Below are 23,824 nucleotides of genomic sequence, written 5' to 3'. Positions count from 1 at the left end.
ATAATGCTGGATTATATAAGGTATAAGGCTAGGCATAATTTTTTATTGGATCGAAAAATAAGAGAAATCCGTGCTTTCCATGAAATGGATGTCAAAGAGTTGCGGGAATATGAGAACAAAAGGTTTTTAAAAATATTTAATCATGCCTGCCAGCATAGTCCTTTTTATAAGAAGCACTATGGTGAGTATGGTGTGAATATTAAAAGTGTACAGTCCATGGATGATATTGGACTCCTTCCTGAAGTGGATAAAAATATGGTTCGGCGTTTTAAAAAAGATATTTTAACAGGACCAGCTTTTTATATGCTGAAGGGCTGTACCAGCGGAACCTGTGGAACCTCCTTAACGGTTTACCGTTCCTTTGAGTCCATTATTACCGAAAATGCCTATAGATGGCATTTTAGAAATATGCATCATGTCTATCAAGGCGATAAGATGGTGATGATCAGAGGTGATTTAAACCGGGATCAACTCTTCAGATTTGATAAGCATAGCAATATACTTTATTTGTCTAGTTATAATATTAATAAAGATAATATATATAAGTATATCAAATTGTTACTCGATTTTAATCCAAAATTTATTTCAGGTTACCCGAGTTCTTTGGAAATGTTGTCCAATGAACTGTGCAGAATTAATATCAATTTAAATATACCGGTCGCTATTACCTCCTCAGAAACACTTTATAGCTTTCAAAGGGAAAAAATAAAAAATTTTCTGGGAGCGGATGTATATGACTGGTATGGTAATGCTGAACGTACTGTGGCAATAGAACAGTGCCCGGATGGTGCCTATCATTTTGCACCAGGTTATTCTATCAACGAGGTGTATGATAGTCATATGTTAACGACTAGCTTATTTAATGATTCCTTTCCTTTAATCCGCTACAAGGTCAATGATGTAATTAAACTAAGTTCACCAGATTTGAGGGAGAAAAGTTGCAAAAAAGTGCCAGCCACTGCTAAAATTGAAAAAATCCAGGGGCGCGAAGATGATTATATTCATTTGCCAGATGGAACGAAAATAGGAAGGGTAAGTAAAGTGTTTAAGGGAGTTGATGATGTTTTATTCGCCCAGGTTTTACAAGACCACGCTGAATATATTATTATAAATATCGTCTCTGATAACCCCCATTTTGACAATAGAGAAGTCTTAAAAAGAATGCATTTGTTGGTGGGTGACCAGGTTGCTATCAAACTACATTTGGTTACAGAGGAAAAAATTATTAAGACACGCGCTGGTAAATATAGAATGGTCATTAATTCTCTCAATAAAAATTATAATCATGATAAGCAGTAATGATGTTATAATGGCGAGCTTTTTAAAATTAAAAACCTATTGTGAAAGAGAGCGATTTAAAGGTTGGGATCCTTATGACGGACTGAATAGTACTCTTTTTTCTAAAATACCCTTTTTAGCAAACAATAGAACGGCGAGGCTGTTTTGGATACAGTTTTTTAAGAGAAGTCCGATTAATTTTCGTTCTATCGCCAACGTGGAGAAGGGCTTAAATCCCAAGGGATTAGGTTTATTTTTAAGTGGATATTGTAATCTTTATAAGATAGATCCCAGTAGCGATACACTTGAAAATATCAATTTCCTGGCGGAGGCTTTACTATCACTTAGATCAGAGGGCTTTTCAGGGTCTTGTTGGGGATATAATTTTGCCTGGCAGGCAAGAGCTTTCTTTCAGGAGAAAAATACGCCAACTGTTGTGGCTACTTGCTTTATTGCGAATGCTTTAATGGATGCCTACGAAGTTACAGGGCAAAACGCTTATTTAGATGCAGCGATCGACAGCAGCAATTTTATCATTAGCGATCTGAACAGGACCTATAATAGTAATGGGGATTTTTGTTTTTCATATTCTCCAAAAGACGCTACGCAGGTTTTTAATGCCTCCCTTTTAGGTAGTAAGTTATTGGGACGAGTGTATAAATATACAGGCAATACTAAACTCTTTAAAACCGCAAAATCCTCGATTCGTTATTGCGCTGCTGCCCAAAACGAAGACGGCTCCTGGGCTTATGGAACGCTTTCATTTCACAAGTGGGTAGATAACTTCCATACAGGGTTTAATTTGGAGGCATTGATGTCCTTTCAGTTGGATACTGGTGAGGATTGTTTCAGTGATGTAATCCAAAAGGGGGCCACCTATTATTTGGATAACTTTTTTACAGCGGAAGGAGTGCCAAAGTATTTTGATAATCAACTCTATCCGATCGATATCCATTGTGTTGCCCAGCTTATGATTACCTTATCGAAGCTAGGTATGTTTCATAGTAAAAAGGCCTTGATTGATAAAGTTTTAAAATGGACTATAATTAATATGCAGGACAAAGAAGGCTTTTTTTATTATCAGCGTAGGAAATATTTTAGCAATAAAATCCCCTATATGCGCTGGGCACAAGCCTGGATGTTCTATGCTTTGTCCGAATACCTTTTGTGTTCTGAGACCGGCCCTAACAATCAAAAAAGCCAAAAATTATTTTTTGAAAAGAATGCGTATTAGATTTTTGATAATTCTCAAAATTAGTAGGCTTTCCTTCTTTTTATTTAAATGCTTAATATGCAACACAATATACCATCTATTCGGTTACTTAATTGTCCGATTCATGCCATTACCATGGATGAAACAGTAAATGTTATAGATAAAGCGATTAAAAATAGAAAGCAGATTCATCATGTAGTGGTCAATGCTGCTAAGCTTGTGAAGATGAAATCTGATCCTTTGCTCAGAAAGTCTGTGATTAATTGTGATATTATTAATGCCGACGGCCAGAGCCTTGTTTGGGCGGCCAGGCTACTGGGGTTGTATTTGCCCGAAAGGGTAGCGGGGATTGATTTAATGGAAAGGTTAGTCATGCTCGCTTATTATAAGGGCTATAAAATCTACCTTTTGGGCGCTAAGCCTGAAGTTGTTTCGGCTGTTGCCAATAAGTATGCAGCTGAATTTGACAGCTCCATTATTGCTGGTTACCGTGATGGTTATTTTAGCAAAGAGGAGGAAGGGGATGTTGCCAGGGCAATAGGAGAGAGCCAGGCGGATATTTTATTTGTTGCGATGAGTTCGCCCAAGAAGGAGGTTTTCCTAAATGAATATAAGCGCATTATTAATACTTCGTTTATTATGGGTGTCGGAGGTTCTTTTGATGTTGTTGCTGGAAAAGTAAAAAGAGCGCCCTTTTGGATGCAGAAAAGTGGTCTGGAATGGCTATACCGGGTAATACAGGAACCAAGAAGAATGTGGAAACGTTATCTTGTGACCAATACACTTTTCATTGGACGAGTTTTTAATGCTTTTTTGAGAAAGCGCATGTCTTTTTTTAATATTTTTTCTTGAGTGAAATTGTTGATTTTTAGCAATTTAAAACGATTTGACCTTGCAACTTTTTCTCTTTACCAAAATAAAGCGAAAAAAAATGATTAGGTAACTTAAAATGTCTATATTTGTCCTGATAAAATTATTAAAGCAATTACCAATAAATTTAACTGCTTAAAGACTGACCCATTTAATTATAAATAACCGAATTCAACCAACGATACATTGTTCGGGCATGACATGGTTTCTCTTTAATAATTTTATAAAATAATATTGGATAAAATATAATAAACTCATTTGGGTTGTAACTAAGTTCAATGAAACTGATTTGTTTTGTGACTAAGTTCAATGTTTAAAATTTTTATGTCCTGTTGGATGTATCATATTGTAGCACCTTATTATGTACTACTTTTTGATGATATCTGATTTGGCTAATATTATCCATTTTTATCTCGTTAATTATGAAACCAAAAATTTTACTAGCTTTTGGGACACGCCCTGAAGCAATTAAAATGGCGCCCCTGGCCATCCTGTTTAGAAATTTAAATGAATATTTTGAAATGCGCATATGCGTGACTGGTCAGCATCGTGAAATGTTGGATCAGATTATGGAATTCTTTGATTTGACTGCGGATTATGATTTAAATGTGATGCGGCCTGGCCAGAATTTATGCAGCCTTACCAGCAAAATCATTAATGATATGCGTCCTGTACTTGAAGATTTTAAGCCTGATTATGTATTTGTCCACGGAGACACGACTACTTCAACAGCCGTTGCACTGGCCTCATTTTATAATGGATGCAAAGTAGCCCATGTAGAGGCAGGACTAAGGACTTTTGATAAATGGGCCCCTTTCCCTGAAGAGATGAACCGAAATCTTACCAGTAAACTAGCTGATGTTCATTTTGCACCAACAACAACTGCAAGTGCCAATCTTATTAATGAAGGGATTGATAATAAGTCTATTAGTGTGACTGGCAATACGGTAATTGATGCTTTGCATCTGGGGCTGGAGATTATCGAAAGCCGTCCTTCTGAGTATATTGATAAGTTAAAAGAGACGATTGATTTTAGCAGGCCGATTATTTTGGTAACAGGCCATAGAAGAGAAAATCATGGAGATGGTTTTATAAATATTTGTGCGGCGCTTAGGGAAATTTCCTTAAATGAGGAGGTGAATATCATCTATCCTGTCCACCTGAATCCCAATGTACAAAAACCGGTTTTTGAGTTTCTTTCTGATTTACCTAATGTATTTTTAATCCCGCCGCAGCCCTATGAATCGTTTATCTGGCTTATGAGTATGGCCACCATTATTATAACTGATAGCGGTGGCGTTCAGGAAGAGGCTCCGGCGCTGGGTAAACCGGTTCTCGTCATGCGTGAATCGACCGAAAGGCCTGAAGCGGTACAGGCAGGAACGGTGATGCTCGTTGGGACCGATCAGCGGAAGATAGTGGATTTTACACATCAACTTTTACATGACAACGCTTTGCGGTTAAGTTATAGTGGCATTTCTAATCCATATGGTGATGGTCACGCCTCAGAGAAGATCATCCGATTTTTATTTCCAGAGGCGCTTAAGTCTTACGATGAAAAGAAGTTAATTAGCGTGGATGAATGATTTTGCAGTAAGAAAATTTTAATAATATTAACCTTAAACAACTACTAACTCTTTATATAGGATTAAACAATTAATCTCTCATCATTATTTCCTAACCAAAATAACAATTGTTTCAAATGAAAGCTGTATTTATGGGTCTAGGTTATATCGGTTTGCCAACAGCGGCCGTTGTAGCCAGTAATGGTATTGATGTCTTAGGTGTTGACACTAATTTGCTTGTGGTGGACACCATTAATGACGGTAAAATACATATCGTGGAACCAAATCTGGCCGCGGTGGTCAGTAAAGTCGTTTGCTCAGGAAAACTTAGAGCCTCGACGGTTCCGGAGGAGGCAGATGCTTTTTTCATCGTAGTGCCGACTCCCTTTAAGGTAAATCACAGAGCTGATATTTCTTTTGTGGAATCTGCTACTAAAGCTGTGATCCCCTATCTGAAAGAAGGTTCCTTATTTGTTATTGAAAGCACTTCGCCTGTCAGAACCACTGAAAGAATGGCTAATCTGATTTTTAAAACCAGACCGGAACTGAAAGATAAAATTTACATCGCTTATTGCCCCGAAAGGGTATTGCCAGGTAATGTACTTTATGAATTGGTGCATAATGACCGTGTGATTGGTGGCATTAACAGGGAAAGTACCTTAAAAGCAATGGAGTTCTATAATATTTTTACGAAAGGAGAATTGCATCCAACCAATGACCGTACTGCAGAAATGTGCAAATTGACTGAAAATTCCTCAAGGGATGCGCAAATTGCTTTTGCCAATGAGCTATCCATGATTTGTGATAAAATGGATGTAAATGTATGGGAATTGATTCGGTTGGCCAATAGGCACCCCCGTGTCAATATTTTAAAGCCTGGCTGCGGTGTGGGGGGCATTGTATCGCTGTAGATCCCTGGTTTATCGTATCTGACTATCCAGAACAGGCCATGTTAATTAAAAGAGTCCGTGAAACCAATGATTATAAATCTGATTGGTGTGCCAATAAAGTAATTGAGTCCTGCAACCAATTTGAAAAATTCCATCAAAGAGAGCCAGTGGTGGCCTGTATGGGACTGGCCTTTAAGCCCAATATAGATGACCTAAGGGAATCCCCTGCCAAGTATATCACCTCCAGGGTAATTAGTGAGGCAAGGGCAGAAATACTTGTGGTAGAGCCTAATATTAGTGCGCATGTTAGTTTTAATCTGGCAAAAATGGAAGAGGCTTATAAAAGGGCGGATATTATCGTTTGGCTGGTAAAACATGATGCATTTTTAGATATCCAGGCGGATGTCAGTAAAATTGAGTTGGATTTTTGTGGAATCCGGACGAATTAAAAAGGAACTTTTAAATGGGAAAGATACTGGATGATCATAACCTGCTTAAACGTATATTCGGGATTGGCTATTTTCTAATGCTGTTTTTTGCCGTTCTCGGGATCCGGCTATTTCCTGTATTTAACTTTCGGGTTTCGCATGGCTATAACCTGGATCTGCTTAAAAGTGTAAGTGATTTTGGCAATACAAAGGATAATATAAGCCTGCTTAGCAGGTTTGACTGGTGCATGAATATTATTATGTTCTTTTTTTCCCTTTTGCACTGAGGTCTTTGGTACCCGGGGCGCGTATTTACAAAATCATTGTGCTCGCTATTTTCTCCTCTATTAGTATTGAGCTCATGCAATACGTTTTAGATGTAGGTCTGGCGGACATTAATGATGTAATTGCCAATTCAATTGGTGGGGTATTAGTCAGCATGGTGATTTCGGTATTTGATAAATTCAGAAAGCGGCAGCCAATAAAACTTACCTAAGTGTTCTGCCTGGGTCATAATTACGGCCTTAAACTGCATTCTAATTAACTGGATATTGTTTATTCGGCTATAAGTTGCTGATGAGCAGAAGGTTTATAATCTTTGTTTATATTTATTTAACCAAAACTAAATTTATTTATGAAAGATCTTCAGAAAAAATACGATTGTTTAAAAACTTTGGTCATAAAGAAAATTGCCAATAATCATAATTGTACCACTTCTTTTGTCAGGCAGTGTATAAAGGAAAACAGTGATAAACATAGCTTACTGGCTGATGATATAAGAAAGGAATTTGATTTGACATATATGAAGGCAACAGAGAATCTTTTCTTAGGTACTTAACCACCAAAATATTTACCGGGTTTTTAATGTTACATTATAGGAGGAGGAAAGCCTAATTCTAATGTCCAAAAGCCAAACTATAATAATGGTTGGACATCACCAGTATGGTGGTATTATTATGTAGTGTAATTTGGCAATAGCACACTTCAAGATGGCGGAAAATGGGGGCGTCGGTTATTCAATTAACCGATTAATTAATCAAACAATCAATCAATTAATTAAGATAGGTCGTATTTGTCATTTCCCTGGTAAGGGGTAGTGGCAGATACGACCTATCTAATGTACGATTGCTCAATGCTGTAGTCGTATCAGTAAATCAACAAACATCTTTTACGACTAACCGGTGTATACTAAATCACCAATTTTGGGATATAATGCCATAAAGAGCGGTGAGCTTAGTTTTTAATAGTAATTTAAATATGAGCAGTTACCCAGCCTCCCTAAGTAAAAGCAGTCGTTTTTATTGAGTCTGTAATTTTGTGCAAATCCGCCCGCTTGGGCATTGAACTAATAAGTCTCCATGGCAATGGAGGCGCTATTAAAGGCCTTTATGCGCTATATGATCTCACTCATGCTGATTTGACAAAGGATATGATCTCGCAAAAAATAAATTAGAACAATAATGAGTTTGCCATAGTCGGTTACCCTGGCCTGCCCTGAATAAATGCTGCATTAATATTAAGGGAGGTCTGGTTATGTAACCGGCCTTTATTTTTGCCATTTTATTCAATTATTTACACCATCTATTCAGCTATTTTATCAAAATGGCTAAAATGCACTTCAAAGGACCCTACAAGTTTTTGAGATGCTGGAACCATTGCTTAGATTTACCCTTAAAGCAATGAATCGCTATAAGGAACATACAGATCTGGAGCTGATGGATCTCTTAAAAAATGGAGATGAAATCGCCTTTAACGAGATATACGATCGTTACTGGAAGTTGCTGTTTGCTGTTGCGGCCAGCAAACTCAATGATTTTACTGATGCAGAAGAAGCCGTCCAGGACATCTTTGCTGATTTGTGGAAAAGAAAAGCGAAGATTGTACTGACATATTCCCTTAAGTCCTACCTGGCAGGTGCGGTCAAATACAGAGTGTATGAGGCCTTGGGACTCCGCCAGCGTTTACTGGAGAAAAAAGCAGCGCTTATGGGAAGTACCGGGAGCTGATGACCAATAGTGTAGAAGAAGCCTACCGTCTGAAGATCCTGCAAGAAGAAATTCTGCAGGCCGCTAATCAGCTACCTGATAAATGCCGCCTGATCTATAAATTAAGCCGGGAAAATGGCTACTCAAATAAGAAAATCGCAAGCGTGCTCTCTCTCTCAGAAAAAACTGTGGAAAATCAGATTACCAGAGCCTTGCATTTTCTGCGAAAAAAGCTCAGCCCTCCATTCAGGGGCTGCCTTTCTTTTTGTATATCTTAAGCCAGCTTAAAGGCTAGTCTGGACCTATCCATAATCCTATATCGCAATAATGCTGACCTTAACTTCTGGCAATACCCCTAGCACGATCCCAATTTTCCTAACCCCAACCGCTATTTGCCTTGCTATCTGTTTTGCTTTTAGCAACTTAGAACCATATTGCTTGGTGATATTTTTTATTTAGTCGCTTAAAAACTAAGCTGCTATAAACGCCAACTAAGAATCACCTGTCTTTACTTAGTAAAAAGCTGCTGCATATATTTTTGCAACAAACCCACTATAATTTGCCGCAAATCGCAACGCTACTGGCCTGTTTTTAGATCAGTTCAACAAAAAACGAGGGAGGAACTTTGTCATTCAGAAAACTTTTTCAAAAAAAACAAATATTCGTTTGGGGGGTAAACACAATTTCTCCCACATGTATATAGCAGAACAAATTGAAAGAACAAAATATAAAGAACGCATTGAAAGCAAAGAGCAATAAGAGGGGAAAAAGAGGGTTAGATGCCAAGGCTGAAAAAAGCACTGGAATCAAATTAGTGGATAAACAAGCTGATAATCAAACTGATGCGCCGCTTAAAGATGTGGCTTATTATCAGCTGCTGGCTGGGAAGTTAACAGATGGTAGTATTACGCAGCAGGAGCGAAGGCTCCTGGACCAGTGGTATGATGATTTTCAGCAACAGGGTAATGTAAGTAGTGCAGTTGATCCGAATAGTATAGTTGAAGGCAGTACAGCTGCTGAGCAGAATGCTGATCAAAATGCTGATCAAAATGCGAATCAACTTAATGACCAGCACAATAGCCAAAGTGCAATGCTAGATCAAGAAGCTGTAGATAATGAACTCGTTTTAAGGTTGCCTCCAGCCATAGCCATAAGTGAGGCGGCACACGCTCGTAAACTGAAAGCCGGTATTGATAAAAGGATAAAAAGGGCAAATAGTATAAAAAAGGATACGGAAAATGAAGATTTTACTTCTGGCGATCTGAGTTATCCGAAGGGTAGGGGACAAATCAAAATCAACCGCTGGCTGAGCGCGGCAGCGGTTCTTCTCATACTAATTGCAGGTCTCTGGTTTTTAAGACCTTTGTTGCAAGGCGCTTCAGATGAAGTTGTTATCTCAGGTGGTTTACAGCATCAGGCGATGGCAGTGCCCGGACATACTGGTGCAGTGCTAAGGCTCTCTGGCGGTAAAACCATCGTGCTGGACAGCTTAAAAGACGGTGTTGTATTGCAACAAGGAGATGTAAAAATCGTCAAAGAAAACGGTGCCCTTAAATACATCGGCAAAAGTAATAAGATAGTGTATAACGATGTAGTTACTGATAAAGGAAGACAATGGCATATGTATCTTCCTGATGGTACCCAGGTATGGCTCAATGCAGGAAGCAGCCTTCATTTTCCGGTCTGCTTCAAAGGTCAGAAAGAACGTATAGTCACACTTACCGGTGAAGCTTTCTTTAAAGTTGTACATAACGATGCGCAGCCATTTAAAGTAATTGCCGGTACCCAGGTTATAGAAGATATTGGTACCTCTTTTAATGTCAACGCCTACCTGGATGAACCGCAGGTACGGACAACGCTTGTAGAAGGCGCACTACAGGTAAATAATATAAATCTCAGACCTGGCTGGCAGGCCAGCAGTGGCAAGGACGGTCAGATCCGTACGCATCAGGTGAATACAGATGAAATCACCGCCTGGATCAATGGGCAACTGTCCTTAAATAATGTAAGTGTAGAAGAAATTATGAAGCAACTCTCCAGATGGTACAATGTAACAGTTGTCTATGAAGGTGTCGTGCCACAAAGAAATCTTCGACTAGGAGGGCTGCTGGACAAAAACGCCGCACTGCCCGACATTGTAAAGTCCCTTCGGGATTTTAACATTGATGTCCGGCTGCAAAATCAACAGCTGGTTGTAGGTCCCTAATACCTCGTAGTATCTCATAATATCAATTAAAATCAGTTAATTAATTATTTAAAAACTGTATATAACAGGACTTGAGCAGTGTGAAGACTACGCCCTGACGATTCAGGGCATTAGATAAGCATCACCATAATAATAATAATCCTCACTACCAGAATCAACGTGATTGGTTTCAAGTCGTCGTTATAAGCTGCCTGGGAGCTTGCAGTTGATTTAGGCAAATTGGTATTAGAGACCTGCGGTGCATCAGAACCTGCTTTAAGTGTATCACCGCAATAAAAAGAGTAAGTGGTGCACAGATATTATTAATAATCGCATATTAAAAACCAAAGAACATAAAGTAACAGACCATTATTTAACCCTAATTGAAGAAAAATGAATCAAAGTAAATTTTACAGAGGTCCCTGGTTTAAAAAGGGCTGTCAACACCTGAGAGGGTCAATCTCACTGATCCGGCTTACAGCCATCCTTTTAATTGTCACCTGCCTGCAGGTGAGTGCCAGAGGGTTTTCACAAAAAATCAATTTGCACTTAAAAGGCGCCACGCTGAAAACGGCACTGGAGCAAATTAAAAAACAAAGTGGCTATTCCTTTTTATGGAATCAACAGCTAATTGACGGTAAACAACGAATCGATCTGGATTTGGAAGGAGCCGGCATCGACCAGGCGCTGTCCAGCTGCCTGGTAGGCACTGGACTTAGCTTTAAAATTAACGGCAATGTGGTCATTATCAAAGCTCAACCGACCCAGGCGGCGATGACTATTACTAAGAGTGAAGTAACTGCTTCTACCCAGCAGCAGCAAAGAACGATCCGTGGTACAGTTACCGACGCTTCTGGCAAGCCCGTTGCTGCGGCCAGCGTTGTATTAAAAGGCACGAAGACTGGGACAATTACCACCCAGGATGGCAACTATCATATTCAGGCAAATCAGGGCGATGTTTTGGTCTTTGGTTATGTAGGGTATGAGCCCAAGGAGATCACCGTTGGAGCAGAAAATACCATTAATGTTATTTTGCAGGAAAAAGCCTCTGATCTTAGTGAACTCGTTGTCGTAGGTTATGGTACACAGAAAAGAAGTGATGTCACAGGAGCTATCGTTAAAGCTGACCTTAAAGTACAGGAACAGTCTCCTAATGGAAGCGTGATGAGTAGCCTCAGAGGAACCGTACCAGGACTTACGGTAGGACAGGTGACCCAGGCGGGCTCCGACCCACGCTCATGGTTCGTGGACGTAATTCTATTTCTGGGACGACTTCACCCCTGATCGTAGTAGACGGGCTGATTTATAGGGGAGCCATTACCTCTATTAATCCTTCAGATATCGCCAGCATCGATATCTTAAAAGACGCTTCTGCAGCAGCTGTATATGGCTCCCAGGCATCCAATGGCGTTATCTTAATTACAACTAAGAGCGGTGCATCCGGTGTGGATCAACTAAATGTTAGCTATTCGGGTGCGTATTCCACTCAGGAGATGACTAAAAAGGATATGCGCCCTGCCGACGGTGCCCAGTATATCCAAAAACTTGGAGACTGGTATCTTTCTGAGAGCAGGGATCCGAGCGATATGACCAAGATGAATCCCGACTGGGATCCATCCACTAAACTCGGCACAGAAGAGGCGGAGAATTACAAAAACGGTTACCAGGCTAATTGGTGGGATCTTATGACGAGTGACCACCCACATATCCAGAACCATAATATCTCTATCAGCGGCCGGTCCAAAAAGACCAAGTTTTATCTGGGTTACGGTTATTTTGATCAGATGAACCTGATTATGAACGATACATATCGTAGAAATAGCCTGCGTCTGAATCTGGAAACCAAGCCTTTTGACTGGCTGACCCTGGGCGCACTGACCAGTCTTTCCATCAATGATTTCAGTGGGGTCTCTCCCAGCTTCTCCGATATTGTTTCTCTGAATCCTTTTACCCTGCCTTTTGACCCCGAGACCGGTCAGATGCTGGAATTCTATAAGAATACCACCACGCCAACGGCGCTCGAAGTACTTCGCCGCTCCAAGGATAGAGACCGCAATCTGAACTTCTCAGGCAACTTCTTTGCCAGCGTGGATATTCCATATATTAAGGGGCTGAACTATAGGGTGAACTTCGGCAACAACTATATTGTTACCAACCGGTTCAATTACGATGCACCTAATGAAGAGGCTACTGCCTATAAAACCTATATGAGCGATTACTTTATTACCCTGGATAATATCCTGAGCTATAAACGTGATTTTGGTATGCATGGCATCGACGTCACTTTGCTTTATGGTGCTGAGAAAAACATTCATGATGGCACCAGCGTGTCCGCTGGTGGTATCACTGACGGTTCTTTGTATTACAACAGACTGGATATCGGTGATCCTTCCCGTCTGACTGTTTCAAATAGTGCGGGTATACTGCCCTGGCAGGAACAGTCTTTGTATCAGATGGCCAGAGCTTCCTATACCTATAATAAAAAATACATTCTGACGGGAACAATCCGTAGAGACGGTTTCTCAGGTTTCTCCGCAGAAAATAAATGGGCTGTATTCCCGTCTGTCGCTTTTGCCTGGCGTATGAAACAAGAGAAATTCCTGGAAAATGCCAAAAATATGGACGATCTGAAACTACGTATCTCTTATGGTTCCACGGGTAACAGAACTGTGGGGCGGTATCAGACCTTGTCCCAGATGAATGTGGGCCTGTCCAGCGGTTATCTATACGGATCCACCGGCGGCGCCGAGTTGGGATCTTACTTAAGCCAGCTGCCGAACCCCAACCTTAAATGGGAAACCACACGTTCCTTCAATACAGGGGCTGATTTTAGTTTCTTTGGTAACCGACTGGCAGGAAGCCTGGATCTGTATTTCTCTAATTCTGTTAACCTGCTGAACTCCAGAGCCACCCCTACTATTACCGGATTTAACAGCTTCCTGATTAATATTGGAAAGATCCAAAATCGCGGTCAGGAACTGAATCTGAGTGGTGTACCTATTGATCACAAGGACTTCAAATGGGTCGTAAGCGCGAATTTTTTCAGAAATCGCAACAAGATCTTAGATATCGACGGTACCAAACAAGATCTGATCAACGGCGGGGATCCCATCCAGAGTTTCTTTATCGGTCAGCCTTATGGGGTCGTCTACGACTACAAGATTATCGGCATGTGGCAGCTCACAGACCAGATCCCGGACAAATTGGCCGCTCAAGGGTTCAAGGCCGGCCAGTATAAAGTAGAAGATCTTGATGGAGATGGCGAGATTACGCCGAATGACAAACAGATCCTTGGCCGGCTGGATCCTTCCTACAGCCTGGGGATCTCCAATAACTTTACTTATAAAAGCTTCGATCTGAAATTTACGGTAAATACCATCCAGGGTGGTAAAGACGGTTATCTTGGTGCGCCAGGCATCATGCTGCGTAATCCGGATAATACCAAATCCAAGAATGTCTTTGCTTACGACTATTGGACACCCAATAATCCAGATGCCCGTTACCGCTCCATAGCCGCTTACGTTGCGACCCTAGGTGAGAACTTTGGCCCTTATGTTGCCCGCAGCTTCGTTCGGCTGCAAGACATTACGCTTACCTATAATCTGTCCAGCGGGCTTTTAGAGAAACTTAAAATATTCAAATCTGCCAGCGTTTACGTGAATGCACAGAATCTACTAACGATTACCGATTGGGACGGCTGGGATCCAGAGTCTAATCCTGCTTCCAGTGAAAGGTCTTCCCTGGGGTATAAAAATCCGGGCGGCCTGGGTCTTGATCTGAACGGATATCCGGTCATGAAAAACTACACGATCGGCGTGAACCTGAACTTTTAGGATCCACAGGTTCTCAAAAGAGAATATAAGAAAACGAAAAGCAGGGTGCGTGAACCCCGTTTCCCTTGATGACAAAGAATATAAGTAAGTAAAAAATTAAAAAAAGCGCAATGAAAAAGTATAATAAATTATCAATATACCTACTGGCAGGTAGTATGCTACTGACCGCCTGTTCCAAGAGCTTTTTAGATGAAAAGCCACTGTCTATCTATACACCTGACAACTCCCTGCAAAATGCCAGTCAGTTCCAGCAGGCGATCAATAACGTCTATAACGGCGTTCGTAATGTCTATATGGGCAATATAAATCTGGATACTTATTTTGGACTGTATTACGCTACAGACTTCGCCTTCAATGCGACGGATTATTCTCCGGCAGCGAAGCTCAACGAATACAAAGCTACCATGGTGCCCACGTATTTTATCCCACAGAACATCTGGTCAGCCTTTTACAAGATTATCACCAATGCCAATCTGATTATCAGCAGGGCATCACAGTCTAGCATGACTGATGCAGACAAAAACAGTTTTCTGGGCCAGGCGCTGTTTTTCAGAGCCTATAGTTATGATCTGCTGGCTAATCTGTTCGGTGGGGTGCCATTGGAGTTAGACGAATTAAGTCAGCCTAAGTATGATTATACCAGAGCCACTAGAGAGGACGTTTACCAGCAGTGTAAAAAGGATCTGCAAGAGGCCATCGGTATGCTATCTGATATTGACAAAGTGCCCGACGGCGTTGTTAATAAACAAATAGCCCAGCATATACTCTCTGAAGTACTATTATCGCTTAAAGACTATGACGGCGCTATCGCTGCCGCCACAGCGGTGATTGACTACCCTGGGGTGTCGCTTATGACTGAGCGCTTTGGCAGAAGAGCAAATCAGCCGGGAGATGTCTACAGAGACTTGTTTGAATATGGAAATCAAAACTATAGTACCGGCAACCATGAAGGTCTTCTGGTAATCCAGACCGCACTGAATAACGCGGCCTCAGTAGGCGACCAGACTGCCTGGGCCGTGGTCCCCAGTCTGGGTGGGCTGAAGATTACTGAGACCAGTTCCAAGACCAAGATGCCGGTGCTTTATAATGGTAAATTTATAGACAGTCTTTCTTCTAATGGCATTGGCTGGATCCGGCCCACTTCCCATTTTCTCTATGAGATCTGGTCAGATGGTGATATGAGAAACTCCTCCTATAATATCGTAAGAGATATCAGGATATCAGGGGTGTCTGCTAGTTCTCCGGATTACGGCAAATGGTATGTAAAAGATGGCTACAAAGACAAGACTTTACCAGCGGACTTTAGAGATACCATCAGAAATTTCTATCCTATCATCCGTAAGACTTCGCCTTCCGCAGGAGATTTTGAAGCGGTAGCCGGACCTTCTATCCTGACAGATATGACCAATCCCTTTGGGGAACGATTCTAAACGGCGCCTCCAGGCTGTTTATGCAAAAATATATGGCCAGACTGGCTGAGACTTATCTATTCAGGGCAGAAGCTTACCTGGATAAAGGTCAGACCCAGAAGGCAGCTGATGATATCAATGTACTTAGAGCCAGAGCACACACCAAGCTTGCCAATGCCAGTGAAATCAATCTGGACTATATCTTAGATGAGCGCTTAAGGGAACTCTATCTGGAAGAGTTCAGAATGGCAACGCTTACCAGGCTTGGTAAGCTCTATGATCGGGATAAGATGTATAATCCTCTTTCTGGTAAAAGTATAGAGCCCTATCATAATCTTTGGCCAATCCCCGCTACAGAAATCACTAATAATGATGAAGGGGATATTGAACAAAACGATGGGTATACAAAATAGGCGCCCAGCAAAAGAAATAATAGGGTTTGGTTTAAACTAAACAGTGGGAATAGTTAAGTGGAGATCGGTGATGTGTCATACTTCCGTGTCCGGGCAGGTGAAAACCAGCCCCGGCCGCGGAAGTTTTTTTGTGCAGACAGGCCGTTAATGTTTCCCACAAAAAATAAATAGTGGACAATTAGCCTTTAAAGTAATTGAAGGAGGATTAGAGAAACTGACCGGCATATGGATTAGCTAAAAAACCTTAAAAACGCCAATAATAATGCTCCTGATACTTTGCCGCTGTAGATGGCGCAGCTACGTCCTAATAAAGTCGCATCAAATTCTAATAAGGTCGCAGAAATGCCCCTGCTATTTTTTACTTACCCGTATTACCCTCATATGGCCACAATTTTTAATAGATTTTCAAAAGCCAAGACGGATTAAGATGCAATAAATTGGATTAGAATATATTGTGCATTTATTTTCATTAGGTCGTAATTTATAGAGGCTTTTTAGTAGTCGTTAACCCTGGCGACAATAAAGTAAGTGGGTAGCTAATGGGCTGAATATTAATACTGAACATTTAGCTTGGAGTTATTATCTTTGCAACTCAATCATTTCTAAAAGCATTCTTATGAAACGTTTTTACAAACCCTTTATTGGTTGCCTAGTGGGTCTGGCAGCTAGCTCCTTTAGTTTTGCCCAAACCGTTCTTGACTTTGAGTCAGAAACAATTGGTGACTATACAGAGGTTCCTAATGTGAATCAGGCAACCTTCAGTAGTGCCGGTTTTGATATTACAGCCATATCCTCTGTTGCCAATGGTGTTTATTACGGTTTTGAAAAGGATAATCCTTCGCAATATCCCACCTCCATCGGTTATAACACCACTTATTTTTATATGGGCACCTTAGAGGGAGACCCTTTGACAGAAATGGATATCACCAGAACGGGTGGCGGGCTGTTTGATTTTGATAAAATCAGGTTGTCCCCTTATCCTTCCACCTCACCATATGATGTTCCTTTTGACGTTTCCGTGCAGGGATTTAAAAATGGGGCCGCCGTTACTTCTAAGGTTTCTCAGTCAACGCTCATTCATGGACAAGGTGGTTATGTAGATGCGGTCGATTTTGATCTGAGTGGTGATGCCACTTTCAATGCAGTAGATAAAGTCGTGATAACAACCAGTATTACAAACGATTATTTCGCGCTTGACAATGTGGTGCTAAGTCCTGTTGATGTTACACCTGTCTCAATTAATGGTTTTGTTGGGGTCTTAACCAGTAATAAGGCTAATTTAAGCTGGAACAGTGGGGTAGAAGCTAATTTTGGTCACTATACACTTGAAAAGAGCCTGGATGGCAAAACTTTTCAGGTGGTTAAAGAAATTGCCGCAAAAGGTAGCAACCAAACTTATAAGGCAAGTGTAACCCAGATAGAGCAAAAGGCCTATTACCGTCTAAAACTCGTGGATCAAAGTGGCGCTTTTTCTTATTATGAAAATGTGTTGACACTGGATAGAAAGCCAAGTGCCGAGCTTAAGCTTTACCCAAACCCGGCTATTGATTATATCAAAGTGTTTGCACCAGAAAAAGGTGAGTTGGTGATCTGTGACGGCGCAGGGAAGGTGGTATTATCAAGTCAGCTGAAGGCAGGTGAAACACGAGTAAATATTGCCAGCCTTTCTGCTGGCATGTATTACGCCACTTGTAATGGACAGAAAATCTCCTTTGTGAAACGCTAAACTACGCAGTGCATATCCCAGTTCATTTGGGGTAGAATTTTAATTATTTTTATTATCCGCAATAAAATTTGGATTTGGATATTTAATGTAATGCTTGATTTAAAACAGCCCTTGGTAAATTTGTAAATACGCAGGGGCTGTTTTAATTAAACTACTTTGAACTGAGGATGTCGCCAATAACTCCTAGTTATTTTATCGGCTAAATCTTATTTTGAGGTGCCAGTTATATTAAGAAAAATAGCCAACTAATCGGAAAAAGAAAAAACTTCGATCTCGGATTCCAAAGTTGTTAGCCATAAACCGCTGAATTTTGCCATTCATGTTCTCCGCTTTAGCATTAGTATGTCCTTCCCTAAAGTAGTTTATGATGTCATCATAATGCTTCTCCATCATCCTGCGAACGGCCCTAAATGCAGGAATTTTTGACGCAATTACGTCGTCAAACCAGTCATAAAGATCACGTTCTACGAAGTCCATGTCTTTTCTGATATTCTTTTTGTCGTACCAGTTTCTTATTTTTTCAGTTAACGCATATGCTTTCCCCAATATGGGGTAACGATCAAAGAGATAGCCCATGATGGCTTTATCTTCTAACTCCCAAACAGCTTCTCTTTTACAGAGTATATATCTGGATCTCTCCAGATACTCCAGTTCAGAAACGCCTTCAATGGGCCATTGGCTGTTGGCTCTTCTATGGACTCTTTAGATGGTACTTCTTTCATCTGAGATTCGTTTGAAACGGCCTCGGTTTTGCTATTGGCCGCTGACTTATTTTTCTGTTTTGCCTCTTCTTTCGCCTTTTGTGCTGCCGCAGCCTCTCGCTGCTCCTGCTCCAAAATTACTGCTGCTTTGACTTGTTTGCGGACCGTTTGTAATGCATCCAGTATGTGCATAATAACATGGAACTTATCAATCGATACAACTGCATTGGGGAATAATTCCTTGCTTATCCTTTTATAAGTTGGACTCATATCGCTACTGATGGAAGTGACTTCTTGCCGTTTGTTTTCGGGGAAATACTCGCGTATAGCCTGTTTCAGCTCTTCCCCGTTCTGACTTTCCGCTATAAATGCAAGTTTCGTTGACTTAAGATTGGTCATGACCGTATACATCTTTTTACCTATCATCTTCTCATCTATAGTCATATGAGTTCCTACGTTCTCTTGCTTGGCCAAAGGGACTTGCTTTTCCTTTATAACTTCTCCCGTAGATTTATCAGCAATCTTAATCGTCTTTTCCCACCAGGTTTTTGAGGCTACTTTTTCAGGAAAGCCACTAAAATAATGCTTGTACCAAAAATGAAGTGTCCGCGGCTTTATGCCAAACATAAAAGCAACACAACTGATGTTTATTGGGTGGGCTTCTATTCTACCTTTTAAAAAAGCCTGCCATTTCGTTTGTAATCTTGGCTGGTTTATCAGTAATACCATATTCATTACTGAAATGAGTATCTGTCCCTGCTACCTTCCATCGCCTACGACGTAAAACTAAATACACTGGCTTCAAACTGAACCCATGGCTCAATATGTGCAGTGGATTACAAAAACCATCAAGAACAACATGAAATTCATCTTTAAGAGCTGTTGGTATTAATTCCTTTTTCTCTTCAAGTAAGAGTTGCCATTCTGAAGGTAGTTCCTTTACTTCGACCACGTCGAAAAACTCTAATAGATCCCGGGGAACCATCATCCGGGTCAGACCCAAAAGAACTTCATTTGGATCTGAAGGACTTTTCGCTTTCATATGCCAAAGTTACATAATATAATATAACTGGCACCTCAAAATAAGATTTAGCCATTTTATCTAGATTATCAGTTTTGCTGGGGAAGTTCACCATGGCTGTTCCGCGCCTCCACTTTCTTAAAGAGGAGCTCCCTTATTATTACTACATTTTATTATATGCATACCTACCCGTTTGGGTAGAAATTACTGATTTACAGAATTTTGTAATGCATTTATAGGGCAGACTCCTGAAATTTCAGCAAATTTGCGGAGTGAATGGGTAGATCGGGATTAATTGCAATTTTATTAATCTGTTTTAATATAACCTGGATAATTGATATCCTTTAATCGATCCATTCATATATATTAATATATACTTGTATAAAGCAATAATCTAATGAAGCTGTTTTTACTTAGCATGTTATTTTTGGGTGGTTATATGTGTACTCCTGGGTCTGCACAAATTGTGACCAGAGATTATGATAATGTCGATGGACGGCCTGTTGCATATGTAAGTGACCGGCAAAATAATCTTTATATTTTGTCTACTGGGAGCGGTACGGGTTATATTGATAAAGTGTCCCCTAGTGGAGTGGTGAGCTCAAAATGGGCCACTTTAGGTTACATTGTCAATGATTTTACGATAGATACACAAGGCAATTTATATGTATTAAATGTCACGATTAGCGGAGCAAGTATTTTAAAGGTTACCCCTGATGGCAGCGTGACTTTGTTTGCTGATTTGGGAAAAGTAGCTGCACCTCATAAAGTCATCCTAGGGCCAACAGGAGATTTGTTTGTGATTGAATATAGTACCAACCAAGATAGCAGGATTATAAAAATAGCGCCAGATGGCACGGTAGATCTGAATTTTGCACAAGTATCAAAATTTTGCACCGGGATTGTTTCGGATAAAGCAGGAAATTTGTATACCGTTCACGAAAGCGGAAACGAAGTGTGTAAGGTAAAACCTGACGGTACCGCGATCAAAACCTGGGCTGTTGTTTCGGGTGCACCTTACAATATTACCATTGATGACGCTGGTAATCTCTATACAGCAAATATTGGCAATAGTACCATTAGTAAAATTACACCAGATGGAGTGGTTACACAAAACTGGGGTGGTGGAATAGCCGGCTCCAGACCCAGGTGTATCGTTATGGACCGGCTGGGTAATATATATACTGCCAATAGTGGCGATAGCACGATCAGTAAAATTACCCCTGATGGAAGAATCAATACGCATTACGTTCAATTGACAGATTTGGCAGGTCTTTTATATACGATCGGTATAGATAATAGCGGCAACTTGTTTGCTGCTGGTTCTTCTGGGACGGAGGTGATAAAAATCGCCCCTGTCGTTATTCAGCCAAATAATGGGACTGTTTATGTAGATAGTGCGGCACCAGTTGGAGGTAACGGCAGCAGCTGGGCTACTGCCTTAACTACCCTGCAGGATGCCCTCACTGCTGCAGATACGCTCAATTTGCGCGGCAATGATTCTGTGCATCAGATCTGGGTAGCGCATGGTACATATCGGTTGCAGCCAGGATACAGCTTTTCCATGCTCCCCAAAGTGAAAATTTATGGCAGCTTTGCGGGCACGGAGACAAGCCCCGAAGAGCGAATATTTAGTGTGACAGATACCAGTGTCTTACTAGGCAATCAGGCGAGCGTTATTAGAAATGATCGTAATGGTCTGGATACCAGTGCGTTATTGGACGGGTTTAAAATTACCGGAGGCAAGGCTCTGGAAGGAACATCCAATAGTAAATATGGTGGTGGAATTTATAACAGAGGGGTATCTCCTAGCTTTAGTCACCTGGTAATTACTGGCAATAGTGCTGCAGATATTGGAGGGGGAATGCTCAATGATAACGGTGCCGCTCCTTTGATACAGGACGTTGTATTTTCATTTAACACTGCGGGAGTAAGAGGAGGGCGGGGCTTGCTAACTTTAGCGGATCCAATGCCAGACTCCTGAACGTACTTTTCTATAAAAATACTGCAATCCAGGGTGATGGGGGCGCACTTTATAATAGTGGCTCCGTAACCACGCTGACTAATACAACCATAACAGATAATCTTACGACCGGCATAGGTGGCGCCGTGTATTCTACCGGGAATGGTGCCCAGGTAGAGGCCTATAATTCTATTTTCTGGAATAACCAGGCAGCTTCCGGTACTGGCAACGAGTTTGGTAATAGCGGCTCCCTTGCCATAACGCTTTCCCACTGTATCTACCGGTCGGGGAGCAGTGACATAATCGGTGCATTGAGCATGCTTACGGGTAACCAGCAGCAGGCTCCTGATTTTATAGATCCTGAAGCGGGAAATTATCAGTTAAGCGCAGGTAGTCCAGCTATTAACGCCGGCTCGAATGAATTTGTACCGCAACCACTCACAATGGACCTGGCTGGAGGTAACCGCATAGAAAGTGGCGTTATCGATATGGGCGCCTATGAATATCAGGCGTCCACTTTACCTGTAGATATCCTAGGCTTTAAAGGTTCCATTAGCAATCAAACAGCAACAATAAGATGGCAATCCGGTGTTGAAAACAATCTTAGTCGTTATGAGCTACAGCAATCAGAAAATGGGGTAGATTTTAATAAGGTTGCCAGCATGGCTACCAAGGGCAGCGGCAGTCATTATGTTTATATGGCGCCTCAATATGCTAAAAAGGCGTATTACCGCTTGAAATTAGTTGATCTGGACGGCAGTTTTAAGAACAGTCAGGTAATTAGGGTGGTAAATAATAACTTTACGGATAATTTGGAAGATACTAAAGCCGTAAAGCTTTTATTATATCCGAACCCGACCAACGTTTATATTCAGCTGCAGGCAAACCAACCAGGAAAGATCCAAATCTTCAACCTGCATGGACTAGAAGTGTTTAGCCAGCAGCTACCAGCTGGTTGGAACCAGATAAATGTTTCCAGGCTGAGCAGCGGGCTTTACTTTGTAAAGATAAACGGACAAAAAGGTCAGTTTGTAAAACAGTAACCAGGAATCGAGGCGGGAAGTTTTCGGTTTTGAACGGTAAGTACTATATTTTATAAATAGAAATCAAGCGAATAGCGCTAAGTACTTGGTACTTCGCGCTATTCACATAGTTACTTCACTGCTGGTTTGATGTTTGATTTTTTGATCCAGCCGTTACTATCCCCCCTTACATGAAACCAGCCCCGTTCTTCTTTGTCGATCACATTAAAGCTGGTACTGTTTGACAGGACAATTAGCCTAGCGTACCAGTGCGGTTTATGTCGGATTTTATAGGGTGCAGTCATATAAATGGCCTTAAAGATATGCCAGGTCCAGCGTTCGCTATCACTCAATTTTCCAATAGTTACCGTAGTAAAATCCGGCCAGGGTTTTAAATCCTGCTCTCATAAAGCAGTTTTATATAGGCTGTTGCCCTTAAAGCGGTACTCCGCTATACCGTGATTAGAAGGGCTGGCTCTGAAGCTGGTGCCGATAATACTGTCCACAATGTCAAACCATGGGTCGGTTAATGTAGCCATGGCCTCATTGAATACGAAGGTGCCTTTGTTTTGAAGCGGGGTGAATCATTTTCCCTTAACTGGCTGACCTTCGTTATTTACTCCAGTAAAAATAAGATTGTCCGAAGTGAAAAACTTTTTATAGATTGCATTAATTAATTGACTGATCGTTTATGAAAGTACTATCTGCAATATTTCTGTTTATTACCTTTACTTGTTGTAGTCACGACAAAAGTATGCCAGTTTTTGAAGGATTTGTTCTAGGATAAAAGCTGGACAAGAAAGAGATAGAAATAAAATTTGGAAAGGACAATACCCTTAATAAATATGATAAATTATTGGAAAGTAGAGGAATTAAATCTAGAATTGATGTAGGTGATTATACTTGGGATTATAAATTTTCAAATGGGAAAACTGGCTTCGTGACATTTTTCTGTATAAAATCGGTACTTACAAAGATTATTTTACAAATGGGTAGTTTTGAACAAATTTTTCCTTTAAAGCCTGGCTTTGATGACTTATACCACATTAAAGAGTTTGCAACAGCCTCTGATTTTAAATATTTAAAAGAAGCATTAATCCGAAAATATGGGCAGCCTAATGATTCAATTTCGTTTGAAACCCAACCAGGGCTTAAGGATCTTATTTGGGATTTTAAATATTATCAGGTGGATCTACTATATAATCACATTACAAAAGATCGTTGTGAGATTTGTTATAACCTTAGCACTGAAGTTAAAAAGGATATAGAACAAATGGGAGATAACAGTGAAGTAAATATGCAATCGAATCATTTATAATATC

At 40.8% G+C, this 23,824-nt stretch carries 25 protein-coding genes; 20 read left to right on the top strand and 5 right to left on the bottom strand.

Going from position 1 to position 23,824, the window contains the following annotated elements; genetic code table 11:
* Positions 1-3 precede the first annotated feature (3 nt).
* From FSB73_RS21820 to FSB73_RS21755, 17 genes are all read left to right on the top strand, one after another.
* The gene (locus FSB73_RS21820; RefSeq protein WP_146787236.1) at positions 4-1,299 is read left to right on the top strand and encodes a phenylacetate--CoA ligase family protein; all 1,296 of its coding nucleotides are present in this window, start codon (positions 4-6) and stop codon (positions 1,297-1,299) included.
* Positions 1,286-2,512 carry a delta-aminolevulinic acid dehydratase gene (locus FSB73_RS21815; protein WP_146787233.1) on the top strand — a complete coding sequence of 409 codons (1,227 nt, stop codon included), beginning with the start codon at positions 1,286-1,288 and terminating at the stop codon, positions 2,510-2,512. Before FSB73_RS21820 ends, FSB73_RS21815 begins: the two co-directional genes overlap by 14 nt.
* A gap of 57 nt (positions 2,513-2,569) precedes the next feature.
* On the top strand, positions 2,570-3,343 hold the full coding sequence (locus tag FSB73_RS21810) for a WecB/TagA/CpsF family glycosyltransferase (protein WP_146787230.1): 774 nt from the start codon (positions 2,570-2,572) through the stop codon (positions 3,341-3,343).
* A gap of 440 nt (positions 3,344-3,783) precedes the next feature.
* A complete protein-coding gene (gene wecB / locus FSB73_RS21805) occupies positions 3,784-4,947 on the top strand; it encodes a non-hydrolyzing UDP-N-acetylglucosamine 2-epimerase (protein ID WP_146787227.1) in 1,164 nt (387 codons plus the stop codon).
* A gap of 116 nt (positions 4,948-5,063) precedes the next feature.
* Positions 5,064-5,837 carry a nucleotide sugar dehydrogenase gene (locus tag FSB73_RS25920; RefSeq protein ID WP_225974269.1) on the top strand — a complete coding sequence of 258 codons (774 nt, stop codon included), beginning with the start codon at positions 5,064-5,066 and terminating at the stop codon, positions 5,835-5,837.
* A 38-nt stretch (positions 5,838-5,875) separates the two neighbouring features.
* Complete coding sequence (locus FSB73_RS25915; protein ID WP_225974268.1) at positions 5,876-6,265, top strand: UDP binding domain-containing protein; 390 nt, start codon at positions 5,876-5,878, stop codon at positions 6,263-6,265.
* A 14-nt stretch (positions 6,266-6,279) separates the two neighbouring features.
* On the top strand, positions 6,280-6,531 hold the full coding sequence (locus tag FSB73_RS21795) for a hypothetical protein (RefSeq protein ID WP_146787224.1): 252 nt from the start codon (positions 6,280-6,282) through the stop codon (positions 6,529-6,531).
* Positions 6,489-6,740, top strand: a complete 252-nt coding sequence (locus tag FSB73_RS21790) for a VanZ family protein (RefSeq protein ID WP_225974267.1) — start codon at positions 6,489-6,491, stop codon at positions 6,738-6,740. The genes FSB73_RS21795 and FSB73_RS21790 overlap by 43 nt, the downstream gene beginning before the upstream one ends.
* Positions 6,741-6,878: 138 nt before the next feature.
* Positions 6,879-7,082 carry a hypothetical protein gene (locus tag FSB73_RS21785; RefSeq protein ID WP_146787219.1) on the top strand — a complete coding sequence of 68 codons (204 nt, stop codon included), beginning with the start codon at positions 6,879-6,881 and terminating at the stop codon, positions 7,080-7,082.
* Positions 7,083-7,887: 805 nt separating this feature from the next.
* Complete coding sequence (locus tag FSB73_RS21780) at positions 7,888-8,250, top strand: RNA polymerase sigma factor (protein ID WP_146787215.1); 363 nt, start codon at positions 7,888-7,890, stop codon at positions 8,248-8,250.
* Positions 8,250-8,507: a sigma-70 family RNA polymerase sigma factor gene (locus FSB73_RS21775; RefSeq protein WP_146787212.1), complete on the top strand. Its 258-nt coding sequence runs from the start codon at positions 8,250-8,252 to the stop codon at positions 8,505-8,507. Before FSB73_RS21780 ends, FSB73_RS21775 begins: the two co-directional genes overlap by 1 nt.
* 461 nt (positions 8,508-8,968) lie before the next feature.
* On the top strand, positions 8,969-10,435 hold the full coding sequence (locus FSB73_RS21770) for a FecR family protein (RefSeq protein ID WP_158639663.1): 1,467 nt from the start codon (positions 8,969-8,971) through the stop codon (positions 10,433-10,435).
* Between the two features lie 372 nt (positions 10,436-10,807).
* The gene (locus FSB73_RS25910; RefSeq protein ID WP_225974266.1) at positions 10,808-11,698 is read left to right on the top strand and encodes an STN domain-containing protein; all 891 of its coding nucleotides are present in this window, start codon (positions 10,808-10,810) and stop codon (positions 11,696-11,698) included.
* Complete coding sequence (locus tag FSB73_RS21765) at positions 11,653-14,247, top strand: SusC/RagA family TonB-linked outer membrane protein (RefSeq protein WP_225974265.1); 2,595 nt, start codon at positions 11,653-11,655, stop codon at positions 14,245-14,247. Before FSB73_RS25910 ends, FSB73_RS21765 begins: the two co-directional genes overlap by 46 nt.
* A gap of 110 nt (positions 14,248-14,357) precedes the next feature.
* Entirely contained in the window at positions 14,358-15,677 is a 1,320-nt protein-coding gene (locus FSB73_RS21760; RefSeq protein ID WP_225974264.1) for a RagB/SusD family nutrient uptake outer membrane protein, read from the top strand.
* Positions 15,678-15,709: 32 nt separating this feature from the next.
* Positions 15,710-16,069: a RagB/SusD family nutrient uptake outer membrane protein gene (locus tag FSB73_RS25905; protein ID WP_262712421.1), complete on the top strand. Its 360-nt coding sequence runs from the start codon at positions 15,710-15,712 to the stop codon at positions 16,067-16,069.
* Between the two features lie 616 nt (positions 16,070-16,685).
* The gene (locus FSB73_RS21755) at positions 16,686-17,795 is read left to right on the top strand and encodes a T9SS type A sorting domain-containing protein (RefSeq protein WP_146787206.1); all 1,110 of its coding nucleotides are present in this window, start codon (positions 16,686-16,688) and stop codon (positions 17,793-17,795) included.
* A 228-nt stretch (positions 17,796-18,023) separates the two neighbouring features.
* On the opposite strand, the gene FSB73_RS21750 is transcribed toward FSB73_RS21755, so the two are convergent.
* The 3 genes from FSB73_RS21750 to FSB73_RS21740 are packed head-to-tail and all read right to left on the bottom strand — an operon-like array spanning position 18,024 to position 19,538.
* Positions 18,024-18,419 (bottom strand): transposase, encoded by a 396-nt coding sequence (locus FSB73_RS21750; RefSeq protein ID WP_262712675.1) that lies wholly within the window; start codon positions 18,417-18,419, stop codon positions 18,024-18,026.
* Positions 18,386-19,123 carry a transposase gene (locus FSB73_RS21745; protein WP_158639662.1) on the bottom strand — a complete coding sequence of 246 codons (738 nt, stop codon included), beginning with the start codon at positions 19,121-19,123 and terminating at the stop codon, positions 18,386-18,388. Before FSB73_RS21745 ends, FSB73_RS21750 begins: the two co-directional genes overlap by 34 nt.
* A gap of 40 nt (positions 19,124-19,163) precedes the next feature.
* Positions 19,164-19,538 (bottom strand): ISAon1 family transposase N-terminal region protein, encoded by a 375-nt coding sequence (locus FSB73_RS21740; protein WP_146779832.1) that lies wholly within the window; start codon positions 19,536-19,538, stop codon positions 19,164-19,166.
* Positions 19,539-19,914: 376 nt separating this feature from the next.
* Here FSB73_RS21740 and FSB73_RS21735 point away from each other — a divergent pair, with 376 nt between their 5' ends.
* Both FSB73_RS21735 and FSB73_RS21730 read left to right on the top strand, forming a co-directional pair.
* Positions 19,915-21,501: a Vgb family protein gene (locus FSB73_RS21735; protein WP_146787198.1), complete on the top strand. Its 1,587-nt coding sequence runs from the start codon at positions 19,915-19,917 to the stop codon at positions 21,499-21,501.
* Between the two features lie 125 nt (positions 21,502-21,626).
* Positions 21,627-22,523, top strand: a complete 897-nt coding sequence (locus FSB73_RS21730) for a T9SS type A sorting domain-containing protein (RefSeq protein WP_146787195.1) — start codon at positions 21,627-21,629, stop codon at positions 22,521-22,523.
* A gap of 110 nt (positions 22,524-22,633) precedes the next feature.
* Here the strand turns inward: FSB73_RS21730 and FSB73_RS21725 are convergent, their stop codons facing one another.
* Complete coding sequence (locus FSB73_RS21725) at positions 22,634-22,855, bottom strand: SH3 domain-containing protein (protein WP_146787192.1); 222 nt, start codon at positions 22,853-22,855, stop codon at positions 22,634-22,636.
* 51 nt (positions 22,856-22,906) lie between these two features.
* Positions 22,907-23,041 (bottom strand): hypothetical protein, encoded by a 135-nt coding sequence (locus FSB73_RS27120; RefSeq protein ID WP_262712420.1) that lies wholly within the window; start codon positions 23,039-23,041, stop codon positions 22,907-22,909.
* 317 nt (positions 23,042-23,358) lie between these two features.
* Here FSB73_RS27120 and FSB73_RS21720 point away from each other — a divergent pair, with 317 nt between their 5' ends.
* Positions 23,359-23,820, top strand: coding sequence for a hypothetical protein (locus tag FSB73_RS21720; RefSeq protein WP_146787189.1), 462 nt, complete (start codon positions 23,359-23,361; stop codon positions 23,818-23,820).
* Positions 23,821-23,824 lie beyond the last annotated feature (4 nt).

Source organism: Arachidicoccus ginsenosidivorans (genome assembly GCF_007971385.1).
GTDB classification, from domain to species: domain Bacteria; phylum Bacteroidota; class Bacteroidia; order Chitinophagales; family Chitinophagaceae; genus Arachidicoccus; species Arachidicoccus ginsenosidivorans.
This window is presented reverse-complemented; position numbering and strand designations above follow the sequence as displayed.

Coding starts and splice junctions, on each gene's coding strand:
- FSB73_RS21820 (WP_146787236.1), top strand. CDS start 4: ATGCTGGATTATATAAGGTATAAGGCTAGGCATAATTTTTTATTGGAT.
- FSB73_RS21815 (WP_146787233.1), top strand. CDS start 1,286: ATGATAAGCAGTAATGATGTTATAATGGCGAGCTTTTTAAAATTAAAA.
- FSB73_RS21810 (WP_146787230.1), top strand. CDS start 2,570: ATGCAACACAATATACCATCTATTCGGTTACTTAATTGTCCGATTCAT.
- wecB (WP_146787227.1), top strand. CDS start 3,784: ATGAAACCAAAAATTTTACTAGCTTTTGGGACACGCCCTGAAGCAATT.
- FSB73_RS25920 (WP_225974269.1), top strand. CDS start 5,064: ATGAAAGCTGTATTTATGGGTCTAGGTTATATCGGTTTGCCAACAGCG.
- FSB73_RS25915 (WP_225974268.1), top strand. CDS start 5,876: ATGTTAATTAAAAGAGTCCGTGAAACCAATGATTATAAATCTGATTGG.
- FSB73_RS21795 (WP_146787224.1), top strand. CDS start 6,280: ATGGGAAAGATACTGGATGATCATAACCTGCTTAAACGTATATTCGGG.
- FSB73_RS21785 (WP_146787219.1), top strand. CDS start 6,879: ATGAAAGATCTTCAGAAAAAATACGATTGTTTAAAAACTTTGGTCATA.
- FSB73_RS21780 (WP_146787215.1), top strand. CDS start 7,888: ATGCTGGAACCATTGCTTAGATTTACCCTTAAAGCAATGAATCGCTAT.
- FSB73_RS21775 (WP_146787212.1), top strand. CDS start 8,250: ATGACCAATAGTGTAGAAGAAGCCTACCGTCTGAAGATCCTGCAAGAA.
- FSB73_RS25910 (WP_225974266.1), top strand. CDS start 10,808: ATGAATCAAAGTAAATTTTACAGAGGTCCCTGGTTTAAAAAGGGCTGT.
- FSB73_RS21765 (WP_225974265.1), top strand. CDS start 11,653: ATGGTTCGTGGACGTAATTCTATTTCTGGGACGACTTCACCCCTGATC.
- FSB73_RS21760 (WP_225974264.1), top strand. CDS start 14,358: ATGAAAAAGTATAATAAATTATCAATATACCTACTGGCAGGTAGTATG.
- FSB73_RS25905 (WP_262712421.1), top strand. CDS start 15,710: ATGGCCAGACTGGCTGAGACTTATCTATTCAGGGCAGAAGCTTACCTG.
- FSB73_RS21755 (WP_146787206.1), top strand. CDS start 16,686: ATGAAACGTTTTTACAAACCCTTTATTGGTTGCCTAGTGGGTCTGGCA.
- FSB73_RS21745 (WP_158639662.1), bottom strand. CDS start 19,123: ATGTTTGGCATAAAGCCGCGGACACTTCATTTTTGGTACAAGCATTAT.
- FSB73_RS21740 (WP_146779832.1), bottom strand. CDS start 19,538: ATGAAAGCGAAAAGTCCTTCAGATCCAAATGAAGTTCTTTTGGGTCTG.
- FSB73_RS21735 (WP_146787198.1), top strand. CDS start 19,915: ATGAAGCTGTTTTTACTTAGCATGTTATTTTTGGGTGGTTATATGTGT.
- FSB73_RS27120 (WP_262712420.1), bottom strand. CDS start 23,041: ATGGCTACATTAACCGACCCATGGTTTGACATTGTGGACAGTATTATC.